This window comes from Curtobacterium sp. ISL-83 (assembly GCF_018613895.1).
Lineage (GTDB): Bacteria > Actinomycetota > Actinomycetes > Actinomycetales > Microbacteriaceae > Curtobacterium.
In genome coordinates this window covers 168,754-194,967 of the sequence record NZ_JAGGPH010000016.1, presented here as the reverse complement: position 1 = coordinate 194,967, position 26,214 = coordinate 168,754, and the positions used below count along the sequence as shown (strand labels likewise).

Here is a 26,214-nt window from a genome sequence, read left to right as displayed (position 1 = left end):
GGCCGTCGTCGGCGAGGAGCACGTTCTCGGGCTTGAGGTCGCGGTGCACGATGCCGGCGCGGTGTGCGGACGCCAGCCCGGCGAGGACCGCGCGGAGGATGTCGGTCGCCTGCTCGGGCGTGAGCGCATGGTGCTCCTGCAGCAGGTCCCGCAGGGTGATCCCGGGGATGTACTCCATCACGATGTACGCGGTGTCGTCCTCGGCGCCCTGGTCGTACACGCCCACCAGGTTCGGGTGGGACAACCGGGCCGCGGAACGGGCCTCCTGGATGAAGCGTTCACGGAAGGCCTGGTCGTCGGCCAGGTGCCCGTGCATGATCTTGATCGCGACGCGTCGCTCGAGGCGGACGTCGGTCGCGAGGTACACCGTCGCCATCCCCCCGCGGGCGATGCGGGAGCGTACGCGGTACCGGTGGTCGATCATGCGACCGATCATCGGGTCCGTGGCGGCGTTGGTGGTCATCGGCGGCATTCTACGAAGGCGGAGTGGACGCACCCCGACTGACGCACCGGCCGTGACCCAATCTCGATCTCGAGGATGACTCGGCGGCGCGGTTGGGGCGCGGCGGGTCCGCACGACGACCAGGCAGCACCGGTCGCCGTCGAGCGAGGACCGGTCGCCACCCGTGCAGCGCCCGTCGCCGGCCCGGGGGTGCTCAGAGCGCTGCCAACCAACCCTCGGCGGCCCGCTCCCACTGCGCGTAGGCCTTCGGGTAGGCCGAGACCTGGACGGCCTGGGCCGCAGCGGTGACGCTCATCGACGGCCACCCCTTGACGTCGAGCAGCCCGCGCGTGACGTCGGCGTGCCCGAGGAAGAAGCGCTTCGTCGCGGTGGCCGGGTCCTGCAGCTGGGCGGCGGACCCCCAGCCCTGGCTCGGGCGCTGCTGGAACAGCCCGACGGAGTCGCGGTCGCCGTGCGACAGGTTGCGGAGGCTGGACTCCTGCATGGCGGCGGACAGCGCGACGACGATGCCGCGGTCGGAGACCCCGAGCGAGCGACCCACGGCGACGATCGTCCGCGCGTTGCTCCACTGCTCCGTGGACAGCGCACCGGACGACGAGCGCGAGCTGGTCGCCACCGCACCGGGCAGCACCAGGGTCTTGCCGGCGTAGATCGTGCTGGTGTAGCTGAGGCCGTTCGCGCTGAGCAGGGCCTTCACCGAGACGCCGTGCGCTGCCGCGAGGGAGGCGATCGTGTCACCGGCACCGATCTTCACGCTGCCCGAGTGCGCCGCCGCGGTGGTGCTGGCGTGCGCGGTCGGCGCGGAGTGGGCGCTCGGCGCGGAGCCCGCGGCGGGGACGCGGAGGGTCTGGCCCGGGTAGATGAACGAGTGCGACGACAGGTTGTTCGCGCCGAGGAGGGCGGACGTCGACACGCCGACGCGCGATNNGCGTCGTCGTCGGCGCGGAACTCGCGGCGGGAGCCGTGGCGAGGTGGAGGGTCTGCCCCGGGTGGATGATCGTGTTCCAGCCGAGGCCGTTGCGGACGAGGACCTCCTGCGCGGACAGGCCGTACCGTGCGGCGATGCCGGACACGGTGTCGCCCTGGCGGACCGTGTAGGTGTGCGGAGCCGTCCGGACCGCGGCGACCTCGGTGACCGTGGTCTGCGACGGCCGCGCGAGGGCGGTCCCGAACACGGGGCGGTCCCCGACGTTCCGGTCCTGGTCGACGTGGCGCTTGTTGGCGGTGTCGTCGTCGTGCCGTGGCTCGGCGTGCGCCACCGGACCGGTGAGTCCCGCGGTCACCGCGAGCGTCCCGGCCAGGACGATCGGCATCGTCGCGAAGCGGGCGGATCGGGCTCGGCGGGTGTCTTCGTCTGCGGAGTGGTCCACGGGGTTTCTCCTGTCCTCCGGTGAGCCGGACGCATGCGCGCACTCACAGGTGGCTCAACGCTGGCATGGCGCGATTCCCAAGTCAACCAGAGAGTCGGATGTTGCGTGTGTGACTGGTGTGACGAACGTTGCGGTGTGACTGCCCGCGGCACTCTGGCAACATGGACGGCGTGAGCGCTGCACCGACCGATGACCTGACCCTCTCCGAGCGGTGGCTGACCGTCCCCGACCTGGTCGACCTGCTCGGTGTGAGCCCGGGGCGGGTCCACCGCCTGTTCGAACAGAAGACGCTGCTCGCCGCCCGCGTCGGTGGCGTGCTCCGGGTGCCGAGCGAGTTCCTGGACGACACCGAGCCGCTCCCCGAACTCCGCGGCACGCTGATCGTCCTGGGGGACAACGGCTTCACCGACGACGAGGCGGTGCGCTGGATGCTCGGCGTCGAGGACGCCCTCGGCACCTCGCCGATCGCCGCGCTGCGCGCCGGCCGCAAGGCCGAGGTCCGTCGCGTGGCCCAGTCGCTCCTCTAGTCCGGACCTGCTCCGACTAGTCCGGACCTGCTCCGACCGCGCCGCGCTCGTGTGCGCGACGGCACCCATTGGCGGACGGGAGGCGCGGGACCAGCTGGTCCCGCGCCTCCCGTCCGTCAGCGCCTACGCGACGCGGCGGCTGACCGTGTCCGCGAGCGTCGCGAGCTGTTCGCGCGCCGACGGCGTCAGCGGGGCCGCGTCGAGCGCGGCCTTCGCGCGCTGCACGTGCCGGTCGATCGACCGTTCGACGGCCGCGACCGCGCCGGACTCGGTGAGGGTCGCGCGGAGCATCTGCACCTGGCCCTCGTCGAGGTCCGGGTCGCCCAGGAGCTCGTCGAGCAGCTGCCGCGGGCCGTTCGCCAGCGCCTTCCGGGCCGAGGCGATCAGGACCGTGCGCTTGCCCTCGCGCAGGTCGTCGCCCGCGGGCTTGCCCGTCACCTCGGGGTCGCCGAAGACCCCGAGCATGTCGTCACGAAGCTGGTACGCGACGCCGAGGGGGAGTCCGAACGCGCGGAGGCCCTCGAGCTGACCCTCCGTCGCGCCGGCCACCAGGGCGCCGATGAGCAGCGGCGCCTCGACCGAGTACTTCGCGGACTTGAACACGATGACGCGCTGGGCGCGGACGAGGTGCTCGGCCTCGTCGATGGTCGGCCAGGCGGTCTCCTCGTGGACGTCGAGGTACTGCCCCGCGGTCACGTCGAGGCGCATCGTGTGGAACTCCTGGCGGACGACGCGCGCCCGAGCGGGGTCCAGCAGCGCCAACCCCTCGTCGAAGACGGAGTCGCTCAGGGACAGCAGCAGGTCCCCGAGGAGGAGCGCCGCGTTCGTGCCGTACAGAGCGCGGTCGCCGACCCAGCCGGAGTCCTGGTGGAGGGACTCGAAGCGACGGTGCGCAGCGGGACGACCACGACGGGTGTCGGACCGGTCCATGATGTCGTCGTGCACGAGGGCGGCGGCGTGGAAGACCTCGAGGGCCGCGGCGACCGTGACGACGGCCTCGGCGGTGGTCTGCCGGGAGCCCTCGGACAGGGGGTCGAACGAGCCGGACCGACCGGCGACGGACTGCCATCCCCAGTAGCAGAACAGGGCCCGGAAGCGCTTGCCGCCGGACAGCAGGTCTCGGGCGTACTCGTCGAAGGGCGCGAGGTCCGGGCTGATCGCGTCGAGGCGCTCACGCTGCTCGTCGAGGGCCCGGTCGATTCGCGCCGAGACGAGGTCCACTAATCGCGTACTCTCAGCCACAGTCCCTACCCTAGTGGAGCGGTCGAGACATAGAATCGGACCACCAAAACCCGGGTCCACAGCCCAGCGTCGATCCCAGGAACAGAGGGAACACAGATGCCACTCTCGGAGCAAGAGCAGCGACTCCTCGAAGAGATGGAGCGCAGTCTCTATCAGAACGACTCCGACTTCGTGGCGCGCGTGACCCGCCGCCAGGGCCGCCCGTCGTACACCTCCATCACGCTCGGCGTGCTCGGTGCACTCGCGGGGGTCGCGGTCGTGATCCTCGGGCTCGTGTTCCGGCAGCCGCTCATCGGCATCCTCGGGTTCGTCGTGATGCTCGCGGGCGTGCTGTTCGCGTTGCGTCCGGGCATGCGTGCGCCGAAGGCGAAGCCGGCTCGTGCACCGCGCTCCGCCGGTGGCGGGAGTGCCCGTCCCTCCGCGTCCGGTGGCGGATCCTTCATGGAGCGCATGAACGAGCGCTGGGACAAGCGGAACGATCCGGACCAGTAGGTCCTGAGCGCGGCGCCCTCCGGCGTCGGGCGCTCCCCACTCCTCCACGGGGTCGGTCCTTCGGGACCGGCCCCGTTCTGCATGCCCGGGCCGGTTGCGCCGGGCCCGGCTCCGGGCGTGGTGTTCTTCGAGCACGCTGGGCCACCGGGCGGTGCCCCGGCCCGAGCGGCCGGGCTGGCCGCGCGGTGCGCCTCGAGCGGGCAGGACGCGCCGCGCGCCGGTTGCCGAGCGGGCGGAATCGGTCGGGGCAGCACTCCGAGCGGGCACGACGCGCCGCGCGCCGTTGCCGAGCGGGCGGAGTCGGTCGCGTCGGCACCTCGAGCGTGACGAACAGTGCCCGCTTGACGAGCCTCGGGGCTCCCGACGCCCGGGCGGTGCGCTGGCGGTAGGCGACCGCCGAGCGGGCAGGGCGCGCCGTGGGGTGTGCTCCGAGCGGGCGGAATCGGTCGGCCCGGCGCCTCGAGCGTGACGAAGACCGCCCGCTCGACGCGCTTCGGAGCTCCCGACGCCAGGGCGGGCGCGCCGCGGTGCGCCTGGAGTAGCCGACTGCCGAGCGGGCACGACACGCCGCCGGGTGTACGCCCAGCGGGCGGAATCGGTCGGCCCGCCGCCACGAGCGTGACGAAAACCGCCCGCTCGACGCACTTCGAGCCCCCGACGCCTGGACGGTGCGCCGCGGTGCGCCCCGCGGCAGCCGATCGCCGAGCGGGCAGGGCGCGCAGCGGGGTGTGCGCCGAGCGGGCGGAATCGGTCGCGTCGGTACCTGGAGCGTGACGAACAGGGCCCGCTCGACGCGCCTCGGGGCGCCGGACGCCCGAGGGCGCAGTTCCTGCAGCCTCCCGCGGTGGCGGGCGGTGCGTCGTGCGAGCTCGGGAGCGGCATGGCGCAGCGCGGGGGCCGGAGACGCGGACGCGAGTGTGCAGGACGCGCCGCGTGCGGGCCGGCGAGCGGGCGGAATGCGTCGGGCGGGGGCTACGAGAGGGACGAGAAGTGCCCGCTCGGCGATCCGGGTCGGGACCAGGGGCGGGCGGGGGCGGCGTGGCGGGGGTGCGGCGCGCCTCCAGGACGCCCTGGGGGTGTGAAAGTCCTCCACTTCCCTCCACGGCCCCCACCACGCACCACAGGCCCGCCGTTCCGGGCCAGCGGCCGGCTGGAACTCCGGAGCGGAGCACCCGCTCGACCCCCAGAACGAGTGCCGGGGGTGTTTCCGGGAGCGAAAACCTAGGTGTGGGGAGGGGAGTGGAGTAAAGTGGGGCTTGCATCGGTCCGGTGGAGCTGAGGGGAGGCCCGACGTGCTGCTCGGTACCTACGCCCCGAAGCTCGACGAGAAGGGTCGCGTGATCCTCCCCGCCAAGTTCCGGGAAGAACTGTCCGGCGGACTCGTGATGACCCGCGGCCAGGAGCGCTGCGTCGTCGTCTTCAGCGCGGACACGTTCGAGGAGATCCACGAGCGCATCCGCACCGCCCCGATGACGTCGAAGCGCACGCGTGACTACATGCGCCTGTTCCTCTCTGGAGCGAGCGCAGAGCAGCCCGACAAGCAGAACCGCGTCACGATCCCGCAGAACCTCCGCGACTACGCGGGGCTCGAGCGGGACCTGACGGTCATCGGCAGCGGTGACCGTGCCGAGATCTGGTCGACCCCCGCGTGGGAGGCCTACTACGCCGAGGTCGAAGAGGGCTTCGCCGACAACGACGAGGAGGTGATCCCGGGGATCTTCTGATCCGTGGATCGGGACTCCCAGCCGTCCGCCCTGACACACCTTCCCCGGTGTCAGGTCGCATGGATGGGGATCCGGACCCGCGGCCCAGGAGACGAGGGGCTGCACATGGCAGACAACGACTCACCGCGTTTCCCGCACACGCCGGTCATGCTGCAGCGCATCGTCGACCTCTTCACGCCGACCCTCGACGGGCCGGGCAAGGTCGTCGTCGACGCGACGCTCGGGATGGGCGGACACGCCGAGGGGCTGCTCGAGCGCTTTCCCGAGTTGACGCTGATCGGCCTCGACCGCGACACGGACGCCCTCGGCATCGCGGGGGAGCGGCTCGCCCGCTTCGGCGACCGCGTGCGCCTCGTGCACACCGTGTACGACGGGCTGCCCGACGCCGTCGCGGACGAGGGGTTCGACGCGGTCGACGGCGTGCTGTTCGACCTCGGCGTCTCGTCGCTGCAGCTCGACCGTGCGGAGCGCGGGTTCGCCTACAGCCAGGACGCCCCGCTCGACATGCGCATGGACCGTACGGACGGGCAGACCGCGGCCGACGTCCTCGCGACCTACGACGAGGGCGAGCTGCGCCGGATCTTCCAGCGCTACGGCGAGGAGAAGCTCGCGGCTCGGTACGCCCGGGCGATCGTCCAGCGACGCGAGACCGCGCCGTTCGAGATGTCCGGCGACCTCGTGCAGGTCCTGCACGACGCCACCCCGGTCGCGATCCAGCGCCAGGGGCACCCGGCCAAGCGGGTCTTCCAGGCGCTCCGCATCGAGGTCAACGCGGAACTCAGCGTCCTCGAGCGGGCCATCCCGGCGGCGCTCGATGCCATCGCGGTCGGCGGTCGGATCGTCGTCGAGAGCTACCAGTCACTCGAGGACCGCATCGTCAAGCGGGCCCTCGTCGAACGCACCACGTCCAGCGCCCCTGCCGGCCTGCCGGTCGAGCTCCCCGAGCACGCCCCGACGTACTCCCTGATCGTCAAGGGCGCAGAACTGGCCGATGAAGCCGAACGCGCCGCCAACCCCCGAGCTACACCCGTGCGCCTGCGCGCGGCCCAGCGGATCCGGAAGTGACATGAGCACGAACCTCGCACTCGTCGACCCCGTCGTCGTCCCGTCGCGCGCTCCGCGGCCGTCCACCGGTCGTGGGCGTCCCGAGCTCGTGGAGGTCACGCCGACGCGGGTGCAGCGCCGAGCACGCCCCCGCATCGCGTTCGCGGTGATCGCGGTCGCAGCGCTCGGGATCCTGCTCCTGGCCCAGCTCGGGATCAGCATGGTGCTCAGCCAGGGCGCCTACACGCTGAGCTCACTGTCGGCGCAGCAGACGAAGCTGTCGCGGACGCAGCAGTCCCTGTCCGAGAACCTGCGGGTGCTCGACTCGCCGCAGAACCTCGCCCGCAACGCGCAGTCGCTCGGGATGATCGCGAACTCGACGCCGGTGTACCTCGACCCCAAGACCGGTCGGGTGTACGGCACGCCGACGCCGGCCGCGCCGGACGAGGCCACTGCGAGCAGTGAGAACCAGGTGCCGAACGCGCTGCTGAACGGCGTGCCGCTCGCCGCCTCGCAGGGGGACACCTCGGCGAGCAAGGAGACGGGCAAGGCGACCGGCTCAGCGTCCGGCTCGGCTGCGAGCACGGCGAGCGGAGCAGCAGGCACCTCCACGAGCACCACGACCGGCGCGGGAGCGGCCGCGACGACGGGCTCCACCGCGTCGAGCACCGACACCACGTCCGGCACGACGGGCGACGCTGGGAACACCGGCGGCGCCAGCGCGTCGAGCCAGGGTTCCCCGAAGTCCTCCGTAGAGTCCGACCCGAACCAGCTCCAGGCACCCACCACCCGGTGACCTGCGGGCGGGATCACCCTGACGCACCACCCGGGAAGGACCGCACCGCGTGACGAAGACGATCCGCAACCGACGCCTGCGATACAGCATCGTCATGATCGCCGTGATCGCCCTGGTGGCGGTCTTCGTAGTCCGCCTCGTCGACATCCAGGTCGTGCAGGCAGCCGAACTCAACGACGCCGCGAAGGCGAAGCGCAGCATCCCCGTGACGATCGCCGGGACCCGCGGCTCGATCGTGGACCGCGACGGGACGCAGCTGGCCGACAGCGTGAGCCGGTACAACATCACCACCGCACCGCGCCTGGTGAAGGACTTCGTGGGCAAGCTCGGTGGGTCGCGGGTGAAGAACGTCTCCGTCGACACCGCCCTGCAAGCGCTGGCGAAGGCCTCCGGAGCCACGGTCGGTGCGATGCAACACGTGATCGCGGCGAACCCCCGGTCCGACTTCGCCTACGTGGCGAAGGGGCTCGACGTGGGGCAGTACGAGGCCGTCACCGCGCTGGGCATCCCGTGGATCTACGCCGAGAAGCAGGCGGCCCGGGTGTACCCGACCGGGGCGACCACGGGCGCGCTGACCGGCTTCATGGGCACCGACGGTGCGCAGGCCGGGCTGGAGTACGCGTACGACAAGTGCCTGGCGGGGTCGAACGGTTCCGAGACGTACGAGCGCGGCGAGGACGGCGTGCAGCTCCCGGGCAGCACGGTGACCACCAAGAAGGCGAAGAACGGCGGCACGCTCGAGACCACCATCGACAGCGACCTGCAGTACATGGCGCAGCAGACCGTCGCGTCCGCCGCGAAGGACCTGCGTGCCGAGTCCGCCACCGCGACCGTCACGAACGTGAAGACCGGCGAGCTCCTCGCCGTCGCCGACTACCCGACCGTCGACCCGAACAACGTCGACGGGACGAAGGACAAGGGCGCCTACGGGTCCCGTGCCCTGACGGCGAGCTACGAACCCGGATCGACGATCAAGGCGGCCATCGCGGCGGCGCTCATCGACCAGGGCAAGTCCAGCCCCACCGACCAGGCGGTCGTGCCGTACTCGCGGACCTTCCCCTGGGGCGGGACCATCCACGACTCCGAGTTCCACCCCACCGAGAACCTGACGCTGACGGGCATCCTCCGCGACTCGTCGAACGTCGGCATCACGGAGCTCGGGCAACGGCTGACCCAGCAGCAACGGTACGACTACATGAAGGCGTTCGGGCTGTTCCAGCCCGAGTCGGCGATCGACTACCCCGGCCAGCCGTCGATGAACTACGGGCAGAGCCCGAACTGGGACCAGCAGACGGGCATCAACTCGATGTTCGGCCAGGGCATCTCGACCACGGCGCTCCAGGTCGCGAGCATCTACCAAACCCTCGCGAACGGGGGTGTCCGGATCCCGCTGCACTTCGTGAAGGGCTGCCAGACGGCCGACGGCAAGACGATCGACGCGCCCGACGTGCAGAGCAAGCGTGTCGTGTCGAACGCCGCTGCCACCCAGGTCGTCGACATGCTGCAGAGCGTGGTCACCGGCGGCACGCTCGTGGGGATGAAGCCGATCTCGGGCTACAACATCGCCGCGAAGACCGGGACCGCCGAGGTCGCGGACGGCGCGAAGGGCTACGGCTCTGAGCGGATCACGTCGGTGGCCGGAATGGCACCCGCCGAGGACCCCCAGTATGTTGTCACGGTGACGTTCACGAAGCCGCAGGCCAACAAGTGGTCCAGTGGCGCGGCTCCGGCGTTCCGCACACTCATGTCCCAGGTGCTCGAGAAGTACCGCGTCGCCCCCTCCACGACGCAGGCACGGACCTACCCGTCAACGTGGTAGCCCGACCCGTCCACGTGGTGAGGAAGAAGGAGCACTTGTCCGCTCGGATCCCCCCGGTCCTCCGGCCCGAACACCCGACCCCGAGGCCCGTCGCCGAACTCGCGAACGCGTTCGGTCTGCGCGTCGTCGGTTCGGTCGACGCCGTCGAGACCACCGGCGTCACCCTGAGCGCCGCCGAGGTGCAGCCCGGTGACCTGTTCGTCGGCGTGCACGGTGCGAACCGCCACGGGGCGCAGTTCGCCACCGACGCCGCCGAGCGCGGTGCCGTGGCGGTCCTGACCGACGCCGACGGTGTCGCGCTCGCGGAGCCGTCCGGCCTCCCGGTCCTGGTCGTCGACGACCCCCGGGCGGCGCTCGGCGACGTGTCGGCGTGGGTGTACCGCACGCACCCGGACGAGGCCACCGACCTGCCGCAGCTCTTCGCGGTCACGGGGACGAACGGGAAGACGAGCACCTCGTACATCCTCGAGGGCATCCTCAAGCAGCTCGGCCTGGTCGCCGGGCTCAGCAGCACCGCGGAACGGCACATCGGTTCCCTCAGCGTCACGAGTCGGCTGACCACGCCGGAGGCGAGTGAGATGCACGCCCTCCTGGCCAGGATGCGCGAGAGCGAGGTCCGTGCCGTCGCGGTGGAGGTGAGCGCGCAGGCACTCAGCCGCCACCGTGTCGACGGCATCGTCTTCGACGTCGCGGCGTTCACGAACCTGTCGCACGACCACCTCGACGACTACGCCGACATGGAGGAGTACTACCAGGCGAAGCTGCCGCTGTTCCAGCCGGAGCACGCGCGCCGCGGCGTGGTCTCGCTCGACACCGACTGGGGCCACCGCGTCGTGCAGGACTCCCGGATCCCGGTCACGACCATCACCGTGCACCCCGACGTCGAGGCCGAGTGGCACGTCGACATCGTCGAAGCGCACGCCGCGTACACCGAGTTCCGCCTGACCGGACCGGAGGGCCGCGAGCTCACCACCCGGGTGCCGCTGATCGGTTGGCACATGGCCGCGAACGCCGCACTGGCGATCGTGATGCTCGTCGAGGGCGGGTTCGAACTCGGCGCGATCGCGCAGGCGCTCGAGAGCAACCACCGTCACTACGAGGATGCCCCGACCGTCAGCGCCATCGAGTGCTACCTGCCCGGCCGGACCGAGCGGGTGTCCGGCGACCGCGGACCGAGTGTCTACGTCGACTTCGGCCACAGCCCGGACGCGTTCGAGAACACCCTGGCCGCGGTGCGGCAGTTCACGTCCGGCAAGGTCCTGATGCTCTTCGGTGCCGACGGCGACCGCGACACCACCAAGCGCGCGGACATGGCCCGAGTGGCCGCCGCAGGGTCGGACATCCTGGTCATCACCGACCACCACCCCCGGTTCGAGGACGCCGCATCGATCCGGAAGACCCTGGTCGACGCCGCCCACGAGGCCTTCCCCGAGCACGAGCTCCACGAGGTCACGCCTCCCGAGGCCGCGATCCGCACCGCGATCAGCCTGGTGGGCGAGGGGGACTCGATCCTCTGGGCCGGTCCCGGCCACCAGGACTACCGCGACATCCAGGGCGTCCGCACCCCGTACTCCGCCCGTGACGAGGCCCGTGCGGCCCTGCGCGAGGCCGGCTGGGAGCCGAACACCGGCCCCGCGGAGGAGACCCGATGATCCCCATGACCCTCGCCGAGATCGCCACCGCGGTCGACGGCGAGTTGCTCGCCGGTGCGCAGGCAACCGACGTCGCCGCCCCGGGCGACCTCGTCGTCGACGGCACGGTCGAGACCGACTCCCGCCTGGTCCGTCCGGGCAGCGTGTTCTTCGCCCTGCCCGGCGAAGTCACCGACGGCCGCCGGTTCGTCCCGGCCGCGACCGAGGCCGGTGCCGCGCTCGTCGTCACGCCCGAACTGGTCGAGACGACCGCTCCCCAGATCGTCGTCGCCGACGGCTACGCCGCCCTCGCCGCGCTCGCGCACGAGGTCGTCGCGCGCGTCCGTGCCAGCAGCGCCGACCGTGTCGACGAGTCCGGTGCGCCCGCTCCGCTGCACGTCGTCGGGATCACCGGCTCCAACGGCAAGACGAGCACGAAGAACATGCTCCGCACGATCCTCGAGCAGCACGGCGAGACCGTCGCGCCCCAGGGGTCGTTCAACAACCACGTCGGCGCCCCGATCTCGATGCTCCGGATCACCCACGACACCCGGTACCTCGTCGTCGAGATGGGGGCGAGCGGCGTCGGTCACATCGCGAAGCTCGTCTCGATCGCCGGGCCCGACGTCGGTGCGGTGCTCAAGGTGGGCCTCGCGCACGCCGGTGAGTTCGGTGGCATCGAGGCGACGCAGCGCGCGAAGTCCGAGATGGTCACCGACCTGCCCGCGTCGGCGACGGCGCTCCTCAACGTGGACGACGACCGGGTCGCGTCGATGCGTGCCGTCACGGCCGCCCAGGTGGTCGGCTTCGGCACGTCGGCGGACGCCGACTACCGCATCAGCGGCATCGAGACGGACCGCAGCGGCACCCGCTTCACGCTCACCGCGCCTCCCGTCCGTCGGGAAGGGGAGCACTCCGCACAAGCAACCCTGCCTGGAGGAACGGATCACCTCCCCGAGACCGTCGACGTCCGCCTCGCCATCCTGGGTGAGCACCACGCGATGAACGCGTCCGCCGCACTGACGGTCGCGCACCTGTGGGGCGTGCCCCTCGCGGCCGGAGCCGAGGCACTCGCCTCCATGACGCGTGCCGAGCGCTGGCGCATGGAGCTCATGCCCGGCGGCCCGGATGGCGTCACCGTGATCAACGACGCGTACAACGCGTCACCGGACTCGACCGCGGCCGCCCTCCGCACCCTGGCGCAGATCGTGCGCCCGGGGGAGCGGACCGTCGCCGTCCTCGGCGAGATGGCCGAGCTCGGCGAGTTCTCCGTCGAGGAGCACGACCGCATCGGTCGCCTCGTCGTCCGTCTCGGCATCGGGCAGCTCGTGGTCGTCGGCCGCGGCGCTCGCCCGATCCACCAGGCCGCCACCCTCGAGGGATCGTGGGACGGCGAGTCCGTCTACGTCGAGGACGTCGACGACGCCGTCCGCGCCGTCGAGGAGATGCTCCGCCCCGGCGACGTCGTCCTCGTCAAGTCCTCGAAGTCGGCCGAGCTGCGGTTCCTCGGCGACCGCCTCGGAGGTGTCACCGAATGATCGCGCTCCTGGTCGCCGGCGCCGTGTCGCTGGTGTTCACACTGCTGCTCACGCCGTTCTTCATCAAGCTGTTCCACCGACTCGGGTGGGGACAGTTCATCCGTGACGACGGACCGCAGTCGCACCACACCAAGCGCGGGACCGCAACGATGGGCGGCATCGTGCTCATCATCGGCGCCGTCATCGGGTACTTCGTCGGGCACCTGGTCGGGCGCGACTCGATCACGCTCTCCGGGTTGCTCGTCCTGTTCCTGATGGTCGGCCTCGGGTTCGTCGGGTTCATCGACGACTTCCTGAAGGTACGGCGGCAGCGGAGTCTCGGGCTCGGCGGGTGGGCGAAGGTCCTCGGTCAGGTCATCGTCGGGGTCATCTTCGCGACGATCGCGCTCGTGGTGCCGACGTCGAACGGGAAGCCCCCGGCGTCCACCATGGTGTCGGCGATCCGGGACATCCCGTGGCTCGACTTCATGGCGCTCGGCACCGTGATCGGCACCATCCTGTTCCTCGCGTGGATCGTGCTGCTGACGGTCTCCACGTCGAACGGCGTGAACGTGGCCGACGGACTGGACGGCCTGGCCACCGGTTCGAGCATCCTGGCCATCGGGTCGTACGTGATCATCGGCTTCTGGCAGTCGAACCAGATCTGCGGCGGCGCCCGGCTCGACGCGAACACCGCACACGCCTGCTACACCGTGAACAACCCGCTCGACCTCGCCGTCGTCGCGGCAGCGGTCTGCGGTGGGCTGATCGGCTTCCTCTGGTACAACACCTCGCCGGCGCAGATCTTCCTGGGTGACACCGGGTCGCTCGGCCTCGGCGGTGCCCTGGCCGGACTCGCGATCCTCAGCCGCACCGAGCTGCTGCTCATCCTGATCGGTGGTCTGTTCTTCATCGTCACCGGGTCGGTCATCCTGCAGCGGGCGTACTTCAAGATCACCCACGGCAAGCGGATCTTCCGGATGAGTCCGCTGCACCACCACTTCGAGCTGAAGGGGTGGGCCGAGGTGACCGTCGTCGTCCGGTTCTGGATCATCGCGGGGCTCTGCGTCGCGGCCGGTGTCGGACTCTTCTACCTCGAATGGATCGCGCGCGTTGGCTGATCGCCTGACCTCCCTCGACAGCTGGTACTCCGAGGGGTGGAAGGGACTCGACGTCGCCGTCCTCGGACTCGGTGCGACCGGCTTCTCCGTCGCCGACACCCTGGTCGAGCTGGGCAGCACCGTCACGGTGTACTCGACGGACGCCCCGGCGGACAGCGTCGAGCTGCTCGACGTGATCGGCGCCACGTTCGTCCAGACGCCGCTCGACCGGGTCCCGCCCGAGCTCGAGCAGCAGGCGCCCGACGTCGTCGTGGTCTCGCCCGGGCTGCCGCCGCACAACGCGACGGTCGAGTGGTCGGTGGCGAACAGCGTGGTGTGGGGCGACATCGAGCTCGCGTGGCGGGTGCGTGACAAGGTCGTCCGGGGTCCCGTGGCAGCGCCGTGGGTCACGATCACCGGGACGAACGGCAAGACCACGACCACCCAGCTGACGACCGCCATGTACGAGGCCGCGGGTCTCCGGGCCGTCGCCTGCGGGAACATCGGCGTGCCGGTGCTCGACGTCGTCCGCGACCCGGACGGCTTCGACGTGCTCGTGGTCGAGCTCTCGAGCCACCAGCTCCACTACATGCCGACGTCCGGCGACGGCGCGGTGGTGCCGCTCGCGAGCGCCTGCCTCAACATCGCCGACGACCACCTGGAGTGGCACGGCTCGGCTGAGGCGTACCGGGCGGCCAAGGCGAAGGTCTACGAGCGCACCGTGCTCGCGTGCGTGTACAACGCGACCGACGAGGTCACCCGCCACATGGTGGAGGAGGCCGACGTGGTGGAGGGCTGCCGCGCCGTCGCCTTCACGCCCGGCGTGCCCGCGCCCGGCGACGTCGGGATCGTCGACGACGTCCTGTGCGACCGTGCCTTCGGGGACGACCGCCGGAACAGCGCCCTCGAGCTCGCGACCATCGCGGACCTCGAGGAAGCCGGTCTCGCGAGCCCGCACATGACCATGAACGTGCTCGCCGCGGCGGCACTCGCACGGGCGGGCGCCGTGCCGCCCCACGACATCCGCACCGCCGTGCGGTCGTTCCGCGCCGACCACCACCGCACGGAACTCGTCGCCTCGGCCGACGGCGTCGCGTGGGTCGACGACTCGAAGGCGACGAACCCGCACGCGGCCACGGCCTCGTTGGCGTCGTTCGACAAGGTCGTCTGGATCGTGGGTGGCCTGTTCAAGGGCGTCGACATCGACGCGCTCGTCGCTCGATTCGGCGCGGACGTGCGCGGGGTCGTCGTGATCGGCACCGATCGGACCCCCGTCCTGGAGGCATTCGCGCGACACGCGCCCGGGGTACCGGTCCTGCAGGTCGAGGCGTCGGACACTGATCAGGTCATGCCCGAGGCGGTCCGGCATGCCGCATCGGTCGCGAGACCGGGCGACACGGTCCTCCTCGCCCCGGCAGCCGCGTCGTTCGACCAGTTCGGTTCCTACGCGGACCGGGGGCGTCGTTTCGCGACGGCGGTCCACGAGCACCTGGAGGGAAGCGCCGATGGCGACACCGACCGACCTTCCGGCGAACGGCCGTAGCGCTGCGGGGACCCGCGGCGCACGCAGCCGGACGACGATGAGCGCCCCGAGCACGGCCGCCCGACGCACGAACGGCGCGGTCGTCGCCGTCAAGAACGTGTTCGTCGCGGAGTCGAGCACGTTCTACACGATCCTCGGCGTCACCCTGTTCCTCGTCGTCTTCGGCGTCGTGATGGTCCTGTCGTCGTCGAGCGTCGAGCAGTACGCGGCGACGCACGACTTCTTCGGTGCCGCGTCGCGCCAGGGGCTGTACGCGGTCCTGGGTGTCCCGCTCATGCTCATCGCGAGCCGCCTGCCCGCCCGGTTCTGGCGTCGCTGGGCGATGTGGATCGTCGGCATCGGCCTGGTCGTGCAGGCCCTCGTGGTCCTCACGCCGCTCGGCTACTCGATCCAGGGCAACCGGAACTGGATCAAGGTGGGGTCGTTCACCGCGCAGCCGTCCGAGATCCTGAAGCTCGCGCTCGTGCTCGGCATCGGCGCGATCATGTACGTCAAGCGGGACAAGCTCGACGACTGGAAAGAGGTCTTCATCCCGATCGGGATCGCGAGCCTCGGGTCGATCGGGTTGGTCCTGGTCGGTGGCGACCAGGGCACCGCGATGATCATGATGATCCTGGTGTTCGGCGCGCTGTACGTCGGCGGTGCCCGTGCGAAGCACCTGCTGGTCGGCGTGGGCGCGATCGCGGTGATGCTGCCGTTCGTGACGATGGCGTCGAGTTCCCGGTCGACCCGCATCAGCGCCTGGTTGTCCGGGTGCACCGACACGAGTCAGTACCAGGACCTCTGCTGGCAGCCGGTCCACGGCATGTGGGCACTGGCGTCCGGCGGGGTGTTCGGCGTCGGGCTCGGCAACTCCAAGGCCAAGTGGTCGTGGCTGCCCGAGGCGGACAACGACTACATCTTCGCGATCATCGGCGAGGAACTCGGCCTGGTCGGGGCGGTCGTCGTCCTGGGCCTCTTCGTGGTGCTGGCGATCAGCATGATCAAGATCATCCGGCAGTCGAACGATCCCTTCGTGAAGACGGTCACGGGCGGGGTGCTCGCGTGGATCATCGGGCAGGCCCTGGTGAACATCGCCGTGGTGCTCGGCCTGCTGCCGGTCCTCGGCGTGCCACTCCCGCTCATCTCAGCCGGTGGTTCGGCACTCATCATGACCCTTGTCGCGATCGGCGTCGTGCTCTCGTTCGCGCGGGAGCTCCCGGCCAAGAACCAGATGCCGACCCGGACGGACCTCGCAGCGCGGACGGGCCGCGCCACCCGGACGGGTTCCGCCGCCCGGAGCGGCACCGATCCCCGGACCGGCGCCGCCGCTCAGATCGACCCCGCTGCCCGCACCGGCCGCCCGGCCAGGAACGGAGTCCCGCGGTGAGCCGCTACCTCTTCGCCGGCGGTGGCACCGCCGGCCACGTCAACCCCCTGCTCGCCGTCGCCGACCGGCTGACCGAGCGTCGGCCCGACGCCGAGGTCCTGGTGCTCGGGACCGCCGAGGGCCTGGAGTCCCGGCTCGTGCCGATGCGCGGCTACGAACTCCTGACGATCCCGCGCCTGCCGTTCCCGCGGAAGCCGAACGCTGCCGCACTGCGGTTCCCGGGCGCCTTCTGGCGTGCGGTCCGCACCACCGAGCAGATCATCCGCGAGCGCGAGGTCGAGGTCGTCCTCGGCGTCGGCGGCTACGCGGCCGCACCGGCCTACATCGCGGCGAAGCGCACCGGCACCCCGATCGTGGTGCACGAGCAGAACGCGAAGCCGGGGCTGGCGAACCGTCTCGCCGCGTTCCTCACCGACCACGTCGGCCTGACGTTCTCGAACACGCGGCTGCGGCACGGCCGGGTGGTCGGGATGCCGCTCCGACGTGAGATCGAGTCCCTCGACCGTCGCGCCGTCCGTGCCGAGGCCCTGGCGACGTTCGGGCTCGACGCCGACCGCCCGGTGCTGCTCGTGACCGGCGGCTCGTCCGGGGCGCGGAGCATCAACCGCACGATCAACCGTTCCGCGGCGGCGATCGTCGGCGCCGGGTGGCAGGTGCTGCACGTCGTCGGCGCAGCGTCGGACATCGGTCCGAGCGACCTCGACGGCTACCACGTCCTGCCCTACTGCGACCGGATGGACCTGGCGTACGCCGCCTCCGACTTCGTGGTCTCCCGCTCAGGTGCCGGCATGGTCTGCGAGCTCACTGCCGTCGGGCTGCCCAGCGTGCTGGTGCCGTACCCTGTCGGCAACGGCGAACAGCGCCACAACGCGAAGGACGTCGTCGCCGCAGGTGGAGCGGTCCTGGTGGCCGATCAGGAATTCGACCAGGACTGGGTGACGTTCCAGCTGTTGACGATCCTGCAGGACCGTGCCCGGATCGCCGACATGACGGTGCGTGCAGGCAGCGTCGGCCACCGGGACGGCGCCGACCGGATGACGGATCTCGTGCTCGACGCCGCCGAGCGACCGGCTCGCCCCGCGCGACCGGCGAGCCCGGAGCGACCGGCGAGCCCGGAGCGACCGGCCAGCCCGGAGCAGCGCGCCGCACGCACCACGGAGGAACCATGACGATCAAGCCCGACCTGACCCAGCCGATCCCCGACGACCTCGGGACGGTGCACTTCATCGGCATCGGTGGTGCGGGCATGAGCGGCATCGCACGGCTGTTCCTCGCGGCCGGGCACCGGGTGTCCGGCAGCGATGCGCGCGAGTCCGGCACGACCGGCACGATGCGCGACCTCGGCGCCGACGTGCACATCGGGCACGACGCGGCGAACCTCGGTGACGCCGACACCGTGGTCGTGACGAGCGCCCTCTGGCCCGACAACCCCGAGCTGCTCGAGGCCCAGCGCCGCGGCCTCCCCGTCCTGCACCGGTCACAGGCCCTCGCCGCGCTGATCGCCGAGCACCGCCTGGTCGCGGTCGCCGGCGCGCACGGCAAGACCACCTCGACCGGCATGATCGTCACCGCCCTCGTCGAGCTCGGGCTGGACCCCAGCTTCGTGAACGGCGGCGTCATCCAGTCCCTCGGGACGAGCTCGGCGCCCGGCACGAGCGACCTGTTCGTCGTCGAGGCCGACGAGTCCGACGGCTCGTTCCTGCTCTACGACGTCGCGGTCGCGCTCGTCACGAACGTCGACGCCGACCACCTTGACCACTACGGCAGCGAGCAGGCCTTCATCGACGCGTTCGTCGAGTTCGCGGCGAAGGCCTCCGAGCGCGTCGTCATCTCGAGCGACGACGCCGGTGCGAAGACCGTGACCGCGGGCCTCCGGGCACGACCGGACGCGCCGGAGATCGTCACGTTCGGCGAAGCCGCGGACGCCGATGTCCGGATCGAGCGCATCGTCGAGTCAGCCGGCGTCGAGGTCGACTTCCGGTCCGCCGGCGAGACCCACCACCTGACGCTCCGGGTGCCCGGTCGCCACAACGCGATCAACGCCGTCGGCGCCTTCGCGGTCCTGGTCGGTCTCGGCGTCGCGCCCTCGGACGCGCTCCGCGGCATCGAGGCGTTCGGCGGCACGCAGCGTCGCTTCGAGCTGCACGGCGTCGAGCGCGGCGTGTCCGTGTACGACGACTACGCGCACCACCCGACCGAGGTGGCCGCCGCGCTCAAGGCGGCACGGAACGTCGTCGGGGACGGCCGGATCATCGCGATCCACCAGCCGCACCTGTACTCGCGGACCCGCCTGATGGCCGGTGACTTCGCGAAGGTCTACGAGGAGCTCGCCGACCACACCGTCGTGCTCGATGTCTACGGTGCCCGCGAGGACCCGGAGCCCGGCGTGACCGGCGCCCTGGTGCAGGAGCGCTTCCACGACCAGACCCGCGTGGAGTTCCTGCCCGACTGGGCCGAGGCCTCCGCCCGCGCGGCCGCGGTGGCGCACGACGGCGACATCATCATGACGCTCAGCTGCGGTGACGTGTACCGCATCATCCCGCAGGTCCTCGGTGCCCTGCAGGACGATGCCCTGCAGGACGACGGAGCGCTGTCCCGGTGAAGCGTCCCGAGGGGTTCGACGACCGTCCGGCCACGCCGGACGAGGCCGACGCGGTGGTGGCACCGCGCGGTGAGCGTCGTGCTCCGTTCCGGGCGCGGCGTCCGTCCCGCGGACGCCCGGTCGACGGCCTGGAGGCGCGGGGCGCGTCGTCCGCGGACCGTCCGGTCGGCGACGGGGTCACGCCCGACACCCTCGGCGCGGACACTGCCCGGGCGATGGCCGACCGGCCCCTGACCGACGAGGCCGCACCCGACGTCGCGGCGACGCCTCGGGCACGCGCCGGCGTCTTCGCCGGTGCCGCCGGTCGCCGGTTCGGCGAGGGCCTGTCGAGCGTCGCGGAACGGCTCCGCGAGCTGACCCCCGACGAGGAGTTCCGCGACCCCGACGCACGGGCATCGCGTGACGGCGCCCACGGCGACGGCGCCGACCGGATCGACGACGGTGACCACGACGCGACGATCACCGACGTCATCGACCCGCACCGTGCCTCCCGTCCGGACCACCACGACGAGGCGCCGATCGGTGCCGGCGTCCGCGCCGCCGAGACCGCTCGCGAGGCGCGCCTCGCGAAGCGCCGCCGCCGGCTGCTCGAACGCGCGGAGGTCCGCCGGTTCACCCGCCGCAGCCGGCACCGCCGAGCCGCGTGGATCACGGCAGCGGGTGTCGTCCTGGTGCTCGGGGTGTCGATCCTGGTCGCCGTCTTCTCACCGTTGATGGCGCTGCAGCGCATCGAGATCAAGGGCACGAACCGGGTGGACCAGACGGCGCTCCGCCAGGCACTGTCCGACCAGATCGGCACGCCCCTGGCACGGCTCGACTTCGGAGCGATCAAGCGCGACATCGCCGGGTTCCCGCTCATCGAGAGCTACGTGACGGAAGAGGCGCCGCCGCACACCCTCGTCGTGACGGTGACCGAGCGGACCCCCGTCGTCGCGGTGAAGACCGGGAGCTCGTACTCCCTGGTCGACCCGGCGGGGATCGTCGTGCAGTCGTCGCCGAAGCAGCCCGCGACGATGCCCGTCGCCGACGTAGGGCGGGCGAAGCTCGGGTCGCCGGTGTTCCGCACGATGACCGAGGTCGTGCTCTCCTTGCCCTCCACCGTCCGTGCGCAGGTCGCCTCGGTCAGGGCATCGACGGCAGACGACGTCACGCTCACCATGAAGGACAAGTCCACGGTCGTCTGGGGAAGCCCGGACGAGTCGGTCGCGAAGGCGGCGCTCCTGGCGGCACTCGTGAAGGACCACGCGTCCCGGAACCCGGGCACGGCGGTCGAGTACGACGTGAGTGCCCCCGACAACGGCATCATCCGCGCGAAGCACTGACGCGAGCACTGACCCGCGCGCCGACCCGAGCGCTCGCCCGTGCGACGCGAATTGCGCCACGCGATCGACGACACGCGGCGTGGCGGCACGACAGGGCGCGGAGCGCACCCGTAGCGTCGTCGCAGCACCACAAATAGCAGCAAAGACTCTGAACTTCAAGTAGAGGTTGAGAGTTCAACCGGAGGCCGGACTGACGTGACCACGAACCACAACTACCTCGCCGTCATCAAGGTCGTCGGTGTCGGCGGCGGCGGCGTCAACGCCGTCAACCGCATGATCGAGCTCGGCCTGCGCGGCGTGGAGTTCATCGCGATCAACACCGACGCCCAGGCGCTGTTGCTCAGCGACGCCGACGTCAAGCTCGACGTGGGTCGGGAGATCACGCGCGGCCTCGGTGCCGGCGCGGACCCCGAGGTCGGCCGCCGTGCCGCCGAGGACCACGCCGAGGAGATCGAAGAGGCCCTCGCGGGCGCCGACATGGTGTTCGTCACCGCGGGTGAGGGCGGCGGCACCGGCACGGGTGGTGCCCCGGTCGTCGCGCGCATCGCCAAGTCGATCGGTGCGCTGACCATCGGTGTCGTCACGAAGCCGTTCGGCTTCGAGGGCAAGCGTCGCCAGTCCCAGGCCGAGAACGGCGTCGCGTCGCTCAAGGACGAGGTCGACACGCTCATCGTCGTCCCCAACGACCGCCTGCTCGAGATCAGCGACCGCGGCATCTCGATGGTCGAGGCCTTCGCGACCGCCGACCAGGTCCTCCTCGCCGGCGTGCAGGGCATCACCGACCTCATCACGACCCCGGGTCTCATCAACCTCGACTTCGCCGACGTGAAGAGCGTCATGCAGGGCGCCGGCTCGGCCCTCATGGGCATCGGCTCGTCCCGTGGCGCGGACCGTGCGATCAAGGCCGCCGAACTGGCCGTCGCATCGCCGCTCCTCGAAGCCTCGATCGACGGCGCCCACGGGGTGCTGCTCTCGATCCAGGGCGGGTCGAACCTCGGCATCTTCGAGATCAACGACGCCGCGCGCCTGGTGCAGGAAGCCGTCCACCCGGAGGCCAACATCATCTTCGGTGCGGTCATCGACGACACCCTCGGCGACGAGGTCCGTGTGACCGTCATCGCCGCGGGCTTCGACGGTGGAGAGCCCACCACGCAGCAGCAAAAGGAGCGTCGCTCCAGCTGGGTCGACCCGGAGGGCGGATCGTCCTCCGCCGGCGGCCCGACCGCGGCGATCGAGGACTCCACGGCCTCCACGCCGTCCTGGGCGTCGCAGGAGCACGCCGCGCCCGCGCAGCGTGCCGCCGACCCGGCCTTCGACGATGACGACGACGAGCTCGACGTCCCCGACTTCCTGAAGTAAGTCAGCCGTGGTTGCCGAGACGCGCCTCCCATCCGATGGTCACGACCACGGACTGGAGGCGCGTCTCGCGTCCGTCCGGGAGGGCATCGCCGACGCGGCGCGAGCCGCGGACCGGTCACCCGACGAGCTGACGCTCATCGTGGTCACGAAGTTCCACCCGGCGTCGCTCGTGCGCGGCCTCGCGGCCCTCGGCGTCACCGACGTGGGGGAGAACCGCCACCAGGAGGCGCAGGCGAAGGCCGCGGAGCTGGCCGACCTCTCGCTCACCTGGCACTTCATCGGGCAGCTCCAGTCGAAGAAGGCGCGTCAGGTCCGGCGGTACGCGCACGTGGTGCAGTCGCTCGATCGCGACTCCGTCGTCGACGCCTTCGCGCCCACGGAGGCCGAGCCCGAGCCGCCCGTGATCGACGGCTTCGTGCAGGTGAACCTGACCGACGACCCCGATCGCGGCGGTGTCCGGCCCGAGGACGTCGAGGCGATGGTGGAACGGGTCCTCGCCACGGGCACGATCCGCCTCCGCGGTGTGATGGCCGTCGCCCCGCTCGACGAAGCACCGCGAGCCGCATTCGCCCGACTGCGGCGGATCTCCGACCGGGTCCGGCAACTCGAGCCCGCCGCGACGGACATCTCCGCGGGGATGAGCGGTGACTACGCCGACGCCGTGCTCGAGGGCGCGACACACCTGCGGATCGGGACCGCAATCACCGGAAACCGGCCCCTTCCCGCCTAGCCTCGTCACAGGGCATCCACGAGCACGATCTCCGGGAGGAACCATGGCTGGTCCGCTGAAGAAGACGATGGTCTACCTCGGCCTCGCCGACGAGGAACTCGAGTACGAGGAAGAGCCGCAGCAGGCCGCGCCCGCGCGTCAGCAGCCCGCTCCCACCCCGGCTCCGGCACCCGTCGCGCACGAGGCACCGGCTGCGACTCCCGTCGCCACGGCCGCCCCGGCCGAGGCGAAGACGCACACCCACCAGCGCGGCGCGCAGGTGACCCCGCTCCGCCGCGCGCACGGCACCGCACAGAAGGCGACCCCGGTCCAGGAAATGAACGAGATCCTCACCGTCCACCCGCGCGAGTACAAGGACGCCCAGTCCATCGCCGAGAGCTTCCGCGACGGCATCCCCGTCATCATCAACCTCACGCAGATGAGCGAGGGTGACGCCCGTCGCATGATCGACTTCGCGTCCGGACTCTCGCTGGGTCTGTACGGCAAGATCGAGCGCGTCACGAACAAGGTCTTCCTGCTGTCGCCGGCCCACGTCGCCGTGAGCGGTGAGCCCGCTGAGGTAGAGTCCGAGATCGAGGCGAACTTCTTCGCCCAGCCCTGAGCCTCCCCGAGGCCACCCGCCTGTGCCCGCCGCGTGAGCGTTGTCGCGTGGCGGCGCACACCCGAGACGAGCGAGCCCCAGCGTGTCCGCGATCTTCACGATCCTGTACTTCCTCCTCCTGCTCTACTTCTTCGTGATGTGGGGTCGGTTCGCACTCGACATCGTGCAGGCGTACAACCGGTCGTGGCGGCCTCGGGGCGGACTCCTGATCCTGTCCGAGGTCGTCTACACGCTCACGGACCCGCCCATCCGGGCGATCCGGAGGGTGCTGCCCCCGCTCCGGATGGGGCCAGTGGCGCTCGACTTCGGCTGGACCATCGTGATGCTCGTCGTGATCATCCTGATGTCCGTCGTGCGGTCGATCGCCGCCGTCGTCTGACCCGCGCGTCCGGCCATCCCCCGGCCGCGACACGCGCCACGCCCAGGCTCGGGCGCGGTTCCACTCCACCGTCGGTGTACGGTGGACGGGATCGATGCCCGCGCCAGTGGGCATCCGCACCGCACGGCGTGACTGGTACATTCGGTCGCGACGACAGCGGTTCCACACGTTCAGCAGTTCTATTGAGGTGACGGCAATGGCTTTGACGCCGGAAGACGTAGTCAACAAGCGGTTCCAGCCGACGAAGTTCCGCGAGGGCTACGACCAGGACGAGGTCGACGACTTCCTCGACGAGGTCGTGGTCGAACTCCGTCGCCTGACCGCGGAGAACGACGAGCTCCGCCAGCGACTGCAGGCGGCCGAGTCGGCGCCGAAGGCGGCAGCGGACGAGCAGCCTGCCCCCGTGCAGGCCGAGCCGGAGCCCGAGGCCGCGCCGGCCCCCGTGGCTGCCGCTCCGGAGCCCGCCCCCGTCGCCGCTGCCGCTCCGGCCGCCGCGACGGTCCCGGCGGACGAGGACACCGCGGGCACCACGAACCTCCTGACGCTCGCACGTCGTCTCCACGAGGAGCACGTCCGTGAAGGCGTCGAGAAGCGCGACGCGCTCATCGCCGAGGGCACCGCGCAGGCCGCTCGCCTCGTCTCCGAGGCCGAGGCCAAGCAGCGCCAGATCCTCGCCGAGACCGAGAACACGAACCGTCAGCGTGTCGCGGTGCTCGAGCAGGAGCGCACCCAGCTCGAGGGCAAGATCGACGAACTCCGCACGTTCGAGCGCGACTACCGCGCGCAGCTGAAGGACTACATCCAGTCCCAGCTCGCAGAGCTCGACGGGTCCGGCACGGAGCAGTCCGGTCGCACCCCGGCGCCGGCATCGGCCCAGGGCTTCGGCAACTGACGTTGTCGCAACCAGCACAACCGGCGAAGGTCAGTGTCCGCGCGATCGCGGCACTGGCCTTCGCCGCTGTCGTCGTGGTGGCGCTCGACCAGGGCGCCAAGGCCCTCGTCGTGGCACACCTGCCGTACGGCACCGTCGTCCCCGTGCTCGGGAACGCGCTGCAGTTCCTGTACGTGCGGAACCCCGGTGCCGCGTTCTCGTTCGCGGTGAACATGACGTGGGTCTTCTCCGTCGTCTCGGCAGCCGTGGTCGTGGCGATCATCGTCTTCGCCCGGCGCATCCGATCGATGTGGTGGGCGCTCGTGCTCGGCATGCTGCTCGGCGGCGCGCTCGGCAACCTGCTGGACCGCCTGTTCCGTGAACCCGGCTTCGGACGGGGCCACGTGGTCGACTTCATCTCGACCCCGTGGATGATGCCCGCGATCTACAACATCGCCGACTCGTTCATCTGCGTGAGCATGGTGGTCTTCGTGCTCCTCACGATCTTCGGGGTCAACCTCGACGGCACGCGAGCGGTGTCCGAGAAGCGGCGTCGCGGAGCCGCGGCGGAGGCGACGACACCGGCCGCCGACGGCGGTGTGGCGGACGCTCCCCGTGCCTCCCGTCCGGTCGCGGCCAGCAGCGCGGACCCCCGCGGACCGCGCGACGGGTCCGACGGCCTCGGTCCTGATCGCCTCGGGTCCGATCGTCTCGGGCACGACGCCACGTGACCGAAGCACGATCCCTGCCCGTCCCGGACGGGCTCGCGGGGGAGCGCGTCGACGCCGCCATCGCGAAGCTGCTCGGGTTCAGTCGGTCGTTCGCGGCCGACGTCGTCGCCGCCGGTGGTGTCCGGGTGGACGGCGTGCCCGCGGAGAAGTCCGACCGGTTGCAGGCCGACGCCTGGCTCGAGGTCGAGTGGACGCCCAAGGAAGCCCCGCGGATCGTCCCCGTCGAGGTGCCGGGCATGACGGTCGTGCACGACGACGACGACATCGTCGTGGTCGACAAGCCCGTCGGCGTCGCGGCGCACCCGTCCCCGGGGTGGGACGGTCCGACCGTGCCCGGGGGACTCGCCGCCGCCGGGTTCACCATCGCCACCTCCGGTGCCGCCGAGCGAGCCGGGATCGTGCACCGGCTGGACGTCGGGACGTCGGGACTCATGGTCGTCGCGAAGACCGAGCTGGCGTACACGCACCTGAAGCGCGCCTTCAAGGAGCGGACGGTCGAGAAGGTCTACCACGCGCTCGCGCAGGGGCACCCCGACCCGACCTCCGGCACGATCGACGCGCCGATCGGGCGGCACCCGTCGAGCGACTGGAAGTTCGCCGTCACCGCCGACGGCAAGCCGAGCGTGACCCACTACGCGACGCTCGAGGCGTTCCGCTCGGCGACCCTGCTCGAGGTGCACCTGGAGACCGGGCGCACCCACCAGATCCGCGTGCACATGGCCGCGACACGCCATCCGCTGGTCGGCGACACGATGTACGGCGCCGACCCCGTGCTGGCCGGACAGCTGGGCTTGACCCGGCAGTGGTTGGACGCCGTCCGGCTCGGGTTCGAGCACCCGCGCACCGGGCAGTGGGTGTCGTTCGAGGCGTCGTACCCGGAGGACCTGCAGCTGGCCCTCGACCGGATCCGCGCCGGTTCACACTGAGCGGCGCTGCGTCCGCCGGACACGCCCTGGATCGCACGGACACGCGCGGGATTGTC

The 26,214-nt window shown here is 71.2% G+C and carries 24 protein-coding genes and 1 pseudogene; 21 read left to right on the top strand and 4 right to left on the bottom strand.

Annotated elements, in window-relative coordinates; translation table 11 throughout:
- The 3 genes and pseudogenes from J7E22_RS15800 to J7E22_RS18450 form a co-directional block, all read right to left on the bottom strand.
- Positions 1-463, bottom strand: a 463-nt coding sequence (locus J7E22_RS15800) for a protein kinase (protein ID WP_214982785.1), incomplete at its 3' end; no start/stop codon positions are given.
- Positions 464-656: 193 nt separating this feature from the next.
- On the bottom strand, positions 657-1,217 hold the full coding sequence (locus J7E22_RS15795; protein ID WP_214982784.1) for a LysM peptidoglycan-binding domain-containing protein: 561 nt from the start codon (positions 1,215-1,217) through the stop codon (positions 657-659).
- A gap of 316 nt (positions 1,218-1,533) precedes the next feature.
- Positions 1,534-1,776, bottom strand: a pseudogene (locus J7E22_RS18450) (hypothetical protein); the annotation flags it as partial.
- Between the two features lie 218 nt (positions 1,777-1,994).
- Between J7E22_RS18450 and J7E22_RS15785 the strand changes: the two are divergent.
- Positions 1,995-2,360, top strand: coding sequence for an Rv2175c family DNA-binding protein (locus J7E22_RS15785; protein ID WP_214982782.1), 366 nt, complete (start codon positions 1,995-1,997; stop codon positions 2,358-2,360).
- A 123-nt stretch (positions 2,361-2,483) separates the two neighbouring features.
- Here J7E22_RS15785 and J7E22_RS15780 read toward each other — a convergent pair whose 3' ends face one another.
- On the bottom strand, positions 2,484-3,602 hold the full coding sequence (locus J7E22_RS15780) for a polyprenyl synthetase family protein (protein WP_214982781.1): 1,119 nt from the start codon (positions 3,600-3,602) through the stop codon (positions 2,484-2,486).
- Positions 3,603-3,698: 96 nt separating this feature from the next.
- Here J7E22_RS15780 and J7E22_RS15775 point away from each other — a divergent pair, with 96 nt between their 5' ends.
- The 20 genes from J7E22_RS15775 to J7E22_RS15680 all read left to right on the top strand — a co-directional run bounded on the left by J7E22_RS15775 (position 3,699) and on the right by J7E22_RS15680 (position 26,158).
- On the top strand, positions 3,699-4,094 hold the full coding sequence (locus J7E22_RS15775) for a DUF3040 domain-containing protein (protein ID WP_214982779.1): 396 nt from the start codon (positions 3,699-3,701) through the stop codon (positions 4,092-4,094).
- A gap of 1,292 nt (positions 4,095-5,386) precedes the next feature.
- Entirely contained in the window at positions 5,387-5,818 is a 432-nt protein-coding gene (gene mraZ / locus J7E22_RS15770) for a division/cell wall cluster transcriptional repressor MraZ (protein ID WP_214982778.1), read from the top strand.
- 105 nt (positions 5,819-5,923) lie between these two features.
- Complete coding sequence (rsmH, locus tag J7E22_RS15765; RefSeq protein WP_214982777.1) at positions 5,924-6,883, top strand: 16S rRNA (cytosine(1402)-N(4))-methyltransferase RsmH; 960 nt, start codon at positions 5,924-5,926, stop codon at positions 6,881-6,883.
- 1 nt (position 6,884) lies between these two features.
- Positions 6,885-7,658, top strand: a complete 774-nt coding sequence (locus tag J7E22_RS15760; protein ID WP_214982776.1) for a hypothetical protein — start codon at positions 6,885-6,887, stop codon at positions 7,656-7,658.
- A 49-nt stretch (positions 7,659-7,707) separates the two neighbouring features.
- Complete coding sequence (locus J7E22_RS15755) at positions 7,708-9,477, top strand: penicillin-binding protein 2 (protein ID WP_214982775.1); 1,770 nt, start codon at positions 7,708-7,710, stop codon at positions 9,475-9,477.
- A 35-nt stretch (positions 9,478-9,512) separates the two neighbouring features.
- Positions 9,513-11,129 carry a Mur ligase family protein gene (locus tag J7E22_RS15750; protein WP_214982774.1) on the top strand — a complete coding sequence of 539 codons (1,617 nt, stop codon included), beginning with the start codon at positions 9,513-9,515 and terminating at the stop codon, positions 11,127-11,129.
- Positions 11,126-12,646: a UDP-N-acetylmuramoyl-tripeptide--D-alanyl-D-alanine ligase gene (murF, locus tag J7E22_RS15745; protein WP_214982773.1), complete on the top strand. Its 1,521-nt coding sequence runs from the start codon at positions 11,126-11,128 to the stop codon at positions 12,644-12,646. Before J7E22_RS15750 ends, murF begins: the two co-directional genes overlap by 4 nt.
- Entirely contained in the window at positions 12,643-13,746 is a 1,104-nt protein-coding gene (gene mraY / locus J7E22_RS15740; RefSeq protein WP_214982772.1) for a phospho-N-acetylmuramoyl-pentapeptide-transferase, read from the top strand. The genes murF and mraY overlap by 4 nt, the downstream gene beginning before the upstream one ends.
- Positions 13,739-15,268, top strand: coding sequence for a UDP-N-acetylmuramoyl-L-alanine--D-glutamate ligase (gene murD, locus J7E22_RS15735; protein WP_251009230.1), 1,530 nt, complete (start codon positions 13,739-13,741; stop codon positions 15,266-15,268). The genes mraY and murD overlap by 8 nt, the downstream gene beginning before the upstream one ends.
- Positions 15,231-16,637, top strand: coding sequence for a putative lipid II flippase FtsW (gene ftsW, locus J7E22_RS15730; protein ID WP_251009229.1), 1,407 nt, complete (start codon positions 15,231-15,233; stop codon positions 16,635-16,637). The genes murD and ftsW overlap by 38 nt, the downstream gene beginning before the upstream one ends.
- Positions 16,634-17,806: a glycosyltransferase gene (locus tag J7E22_RS15725; protein ID WP_308159278.1), complete on the top strand. Its 1,173-nt coding sequence runs from the start codon at positions 16,634-16,636 to the stop codon at positions 17,804-17,806. Before ftsW ends, J7E22_RS15725 begins: the two co-directional genes overlap by 4 nt.
- The gene (gene murC, locus J7E22_RS15720; RefSeq protein ID WP_214982770.1) at positions 17,803-19,239 is read left to right on the top strand and encodes a UDP-N-acetylmuramate--L-alanine ligase; all 1,437 of its coding nucleotides are present in this window, start codon (positions 17,803-17,805) and stop codon (positions 19,237-19,239) included. Before J7E22_RS15725 ends, murC begins: the two co-directional genes overlap by 4 nt.
- Positions 19,236-20,561, top strand: a complete 1,326-nt coding sequence (locus tag J7E22_RS18345) for an FtsQ-type POTRA domain-containing protein (RefSeq protein ID WP_214982768.1) — start codon at positions 19,236-19,238, stop codon at positions 20,559-20,561. Before murC ends, J7E22_RS18345 begins: the two co-directional genes overlap by 4 nt.
- A 195-nt stretch (positions 20,562-20,756) precedes the next feature.
- Entirely contained in the window at positions 20,757-21,920 is a 1,164-nt protein-coding gene (gene ftsZ, locus J7E22_RS15710) for a cell division protein FtsZ (protein ID WP_214982767.1), read from the top strand.
- 7 nt (positions 21,921-21,927) lie between these two features.
- Entirely contained in the window at positions 21,928-22,650 is a 723-nt protein-coding gene (locus J7E22_RS15705) for a YggS family pyridoxal phosphate-dependent enzyme (protein ID WP_214982766.1), read from the top strand.
- A gap of 43 nt (positions 22,651-22,693) precedes the next feature.
- Complete coding sequence (locus J7E22_RS15700; RefSeq protein ID WP_214982765.1) at positions 22,694-23,251, top strand: cell division protein SepF; 558 nt, start codon at positions 22,694-22,696, stop codon at positions 23,249-23,251.
- A gap of 82 nt (positions 23,252-23,333) precedes the next feature.
- Positions 23,334-23,630 carry a YggT family protein gene (locus J7E22_RS15695; RefSeq protein WP_308159277.1) on the top strand — a complete coding sequence of 99 codons (297 nt, stop codon included), beginning with the start codon at positions 23,334-23,336 and terminating at the stop codon, positions 23,628-23,630.
- A 196-nt stretch (positions 23,631-23,826) separates the two neighbouring features.
- On the top strand, positions 23,827-24,522 hold the full coding sequence (locus tag J7E22_RS15690) for a DivIVA domain-containing protein (RefSeq protein WP_214982763.1): 696 nt from the start codon (positions 23,827-23,829) through the stop codon (positions 24,520-24,522).
- Positions 24,523-24,524: 2 nt separating this feature from the next.
- Positions 24,525-25,232: a signal peptidase II gene (lspA, locus tag J7E22_RS15685; protein WP_251009228.1), complete on the top strand. Its 708-nt coding sequence runs from the start codon at positions 24,525-24,527 to the stop codon at positions 25,230-25,232.
- Complete coding sequence (locus tag J7E22_RS15680) at positions 25,229-26,158, top strand: RluA family pseudouridine synthase (protein WP_214982762.1); 930 nt, start codon at positions 25,229-25,231, stop codon at positions 26,156-26,158. Before lspA ends, J7E22_RS15680 begins: the two co-directional genes overlap by 4 nt.
- Positions 26,159-26,214 lie beyond the last annotated feature (56 nt).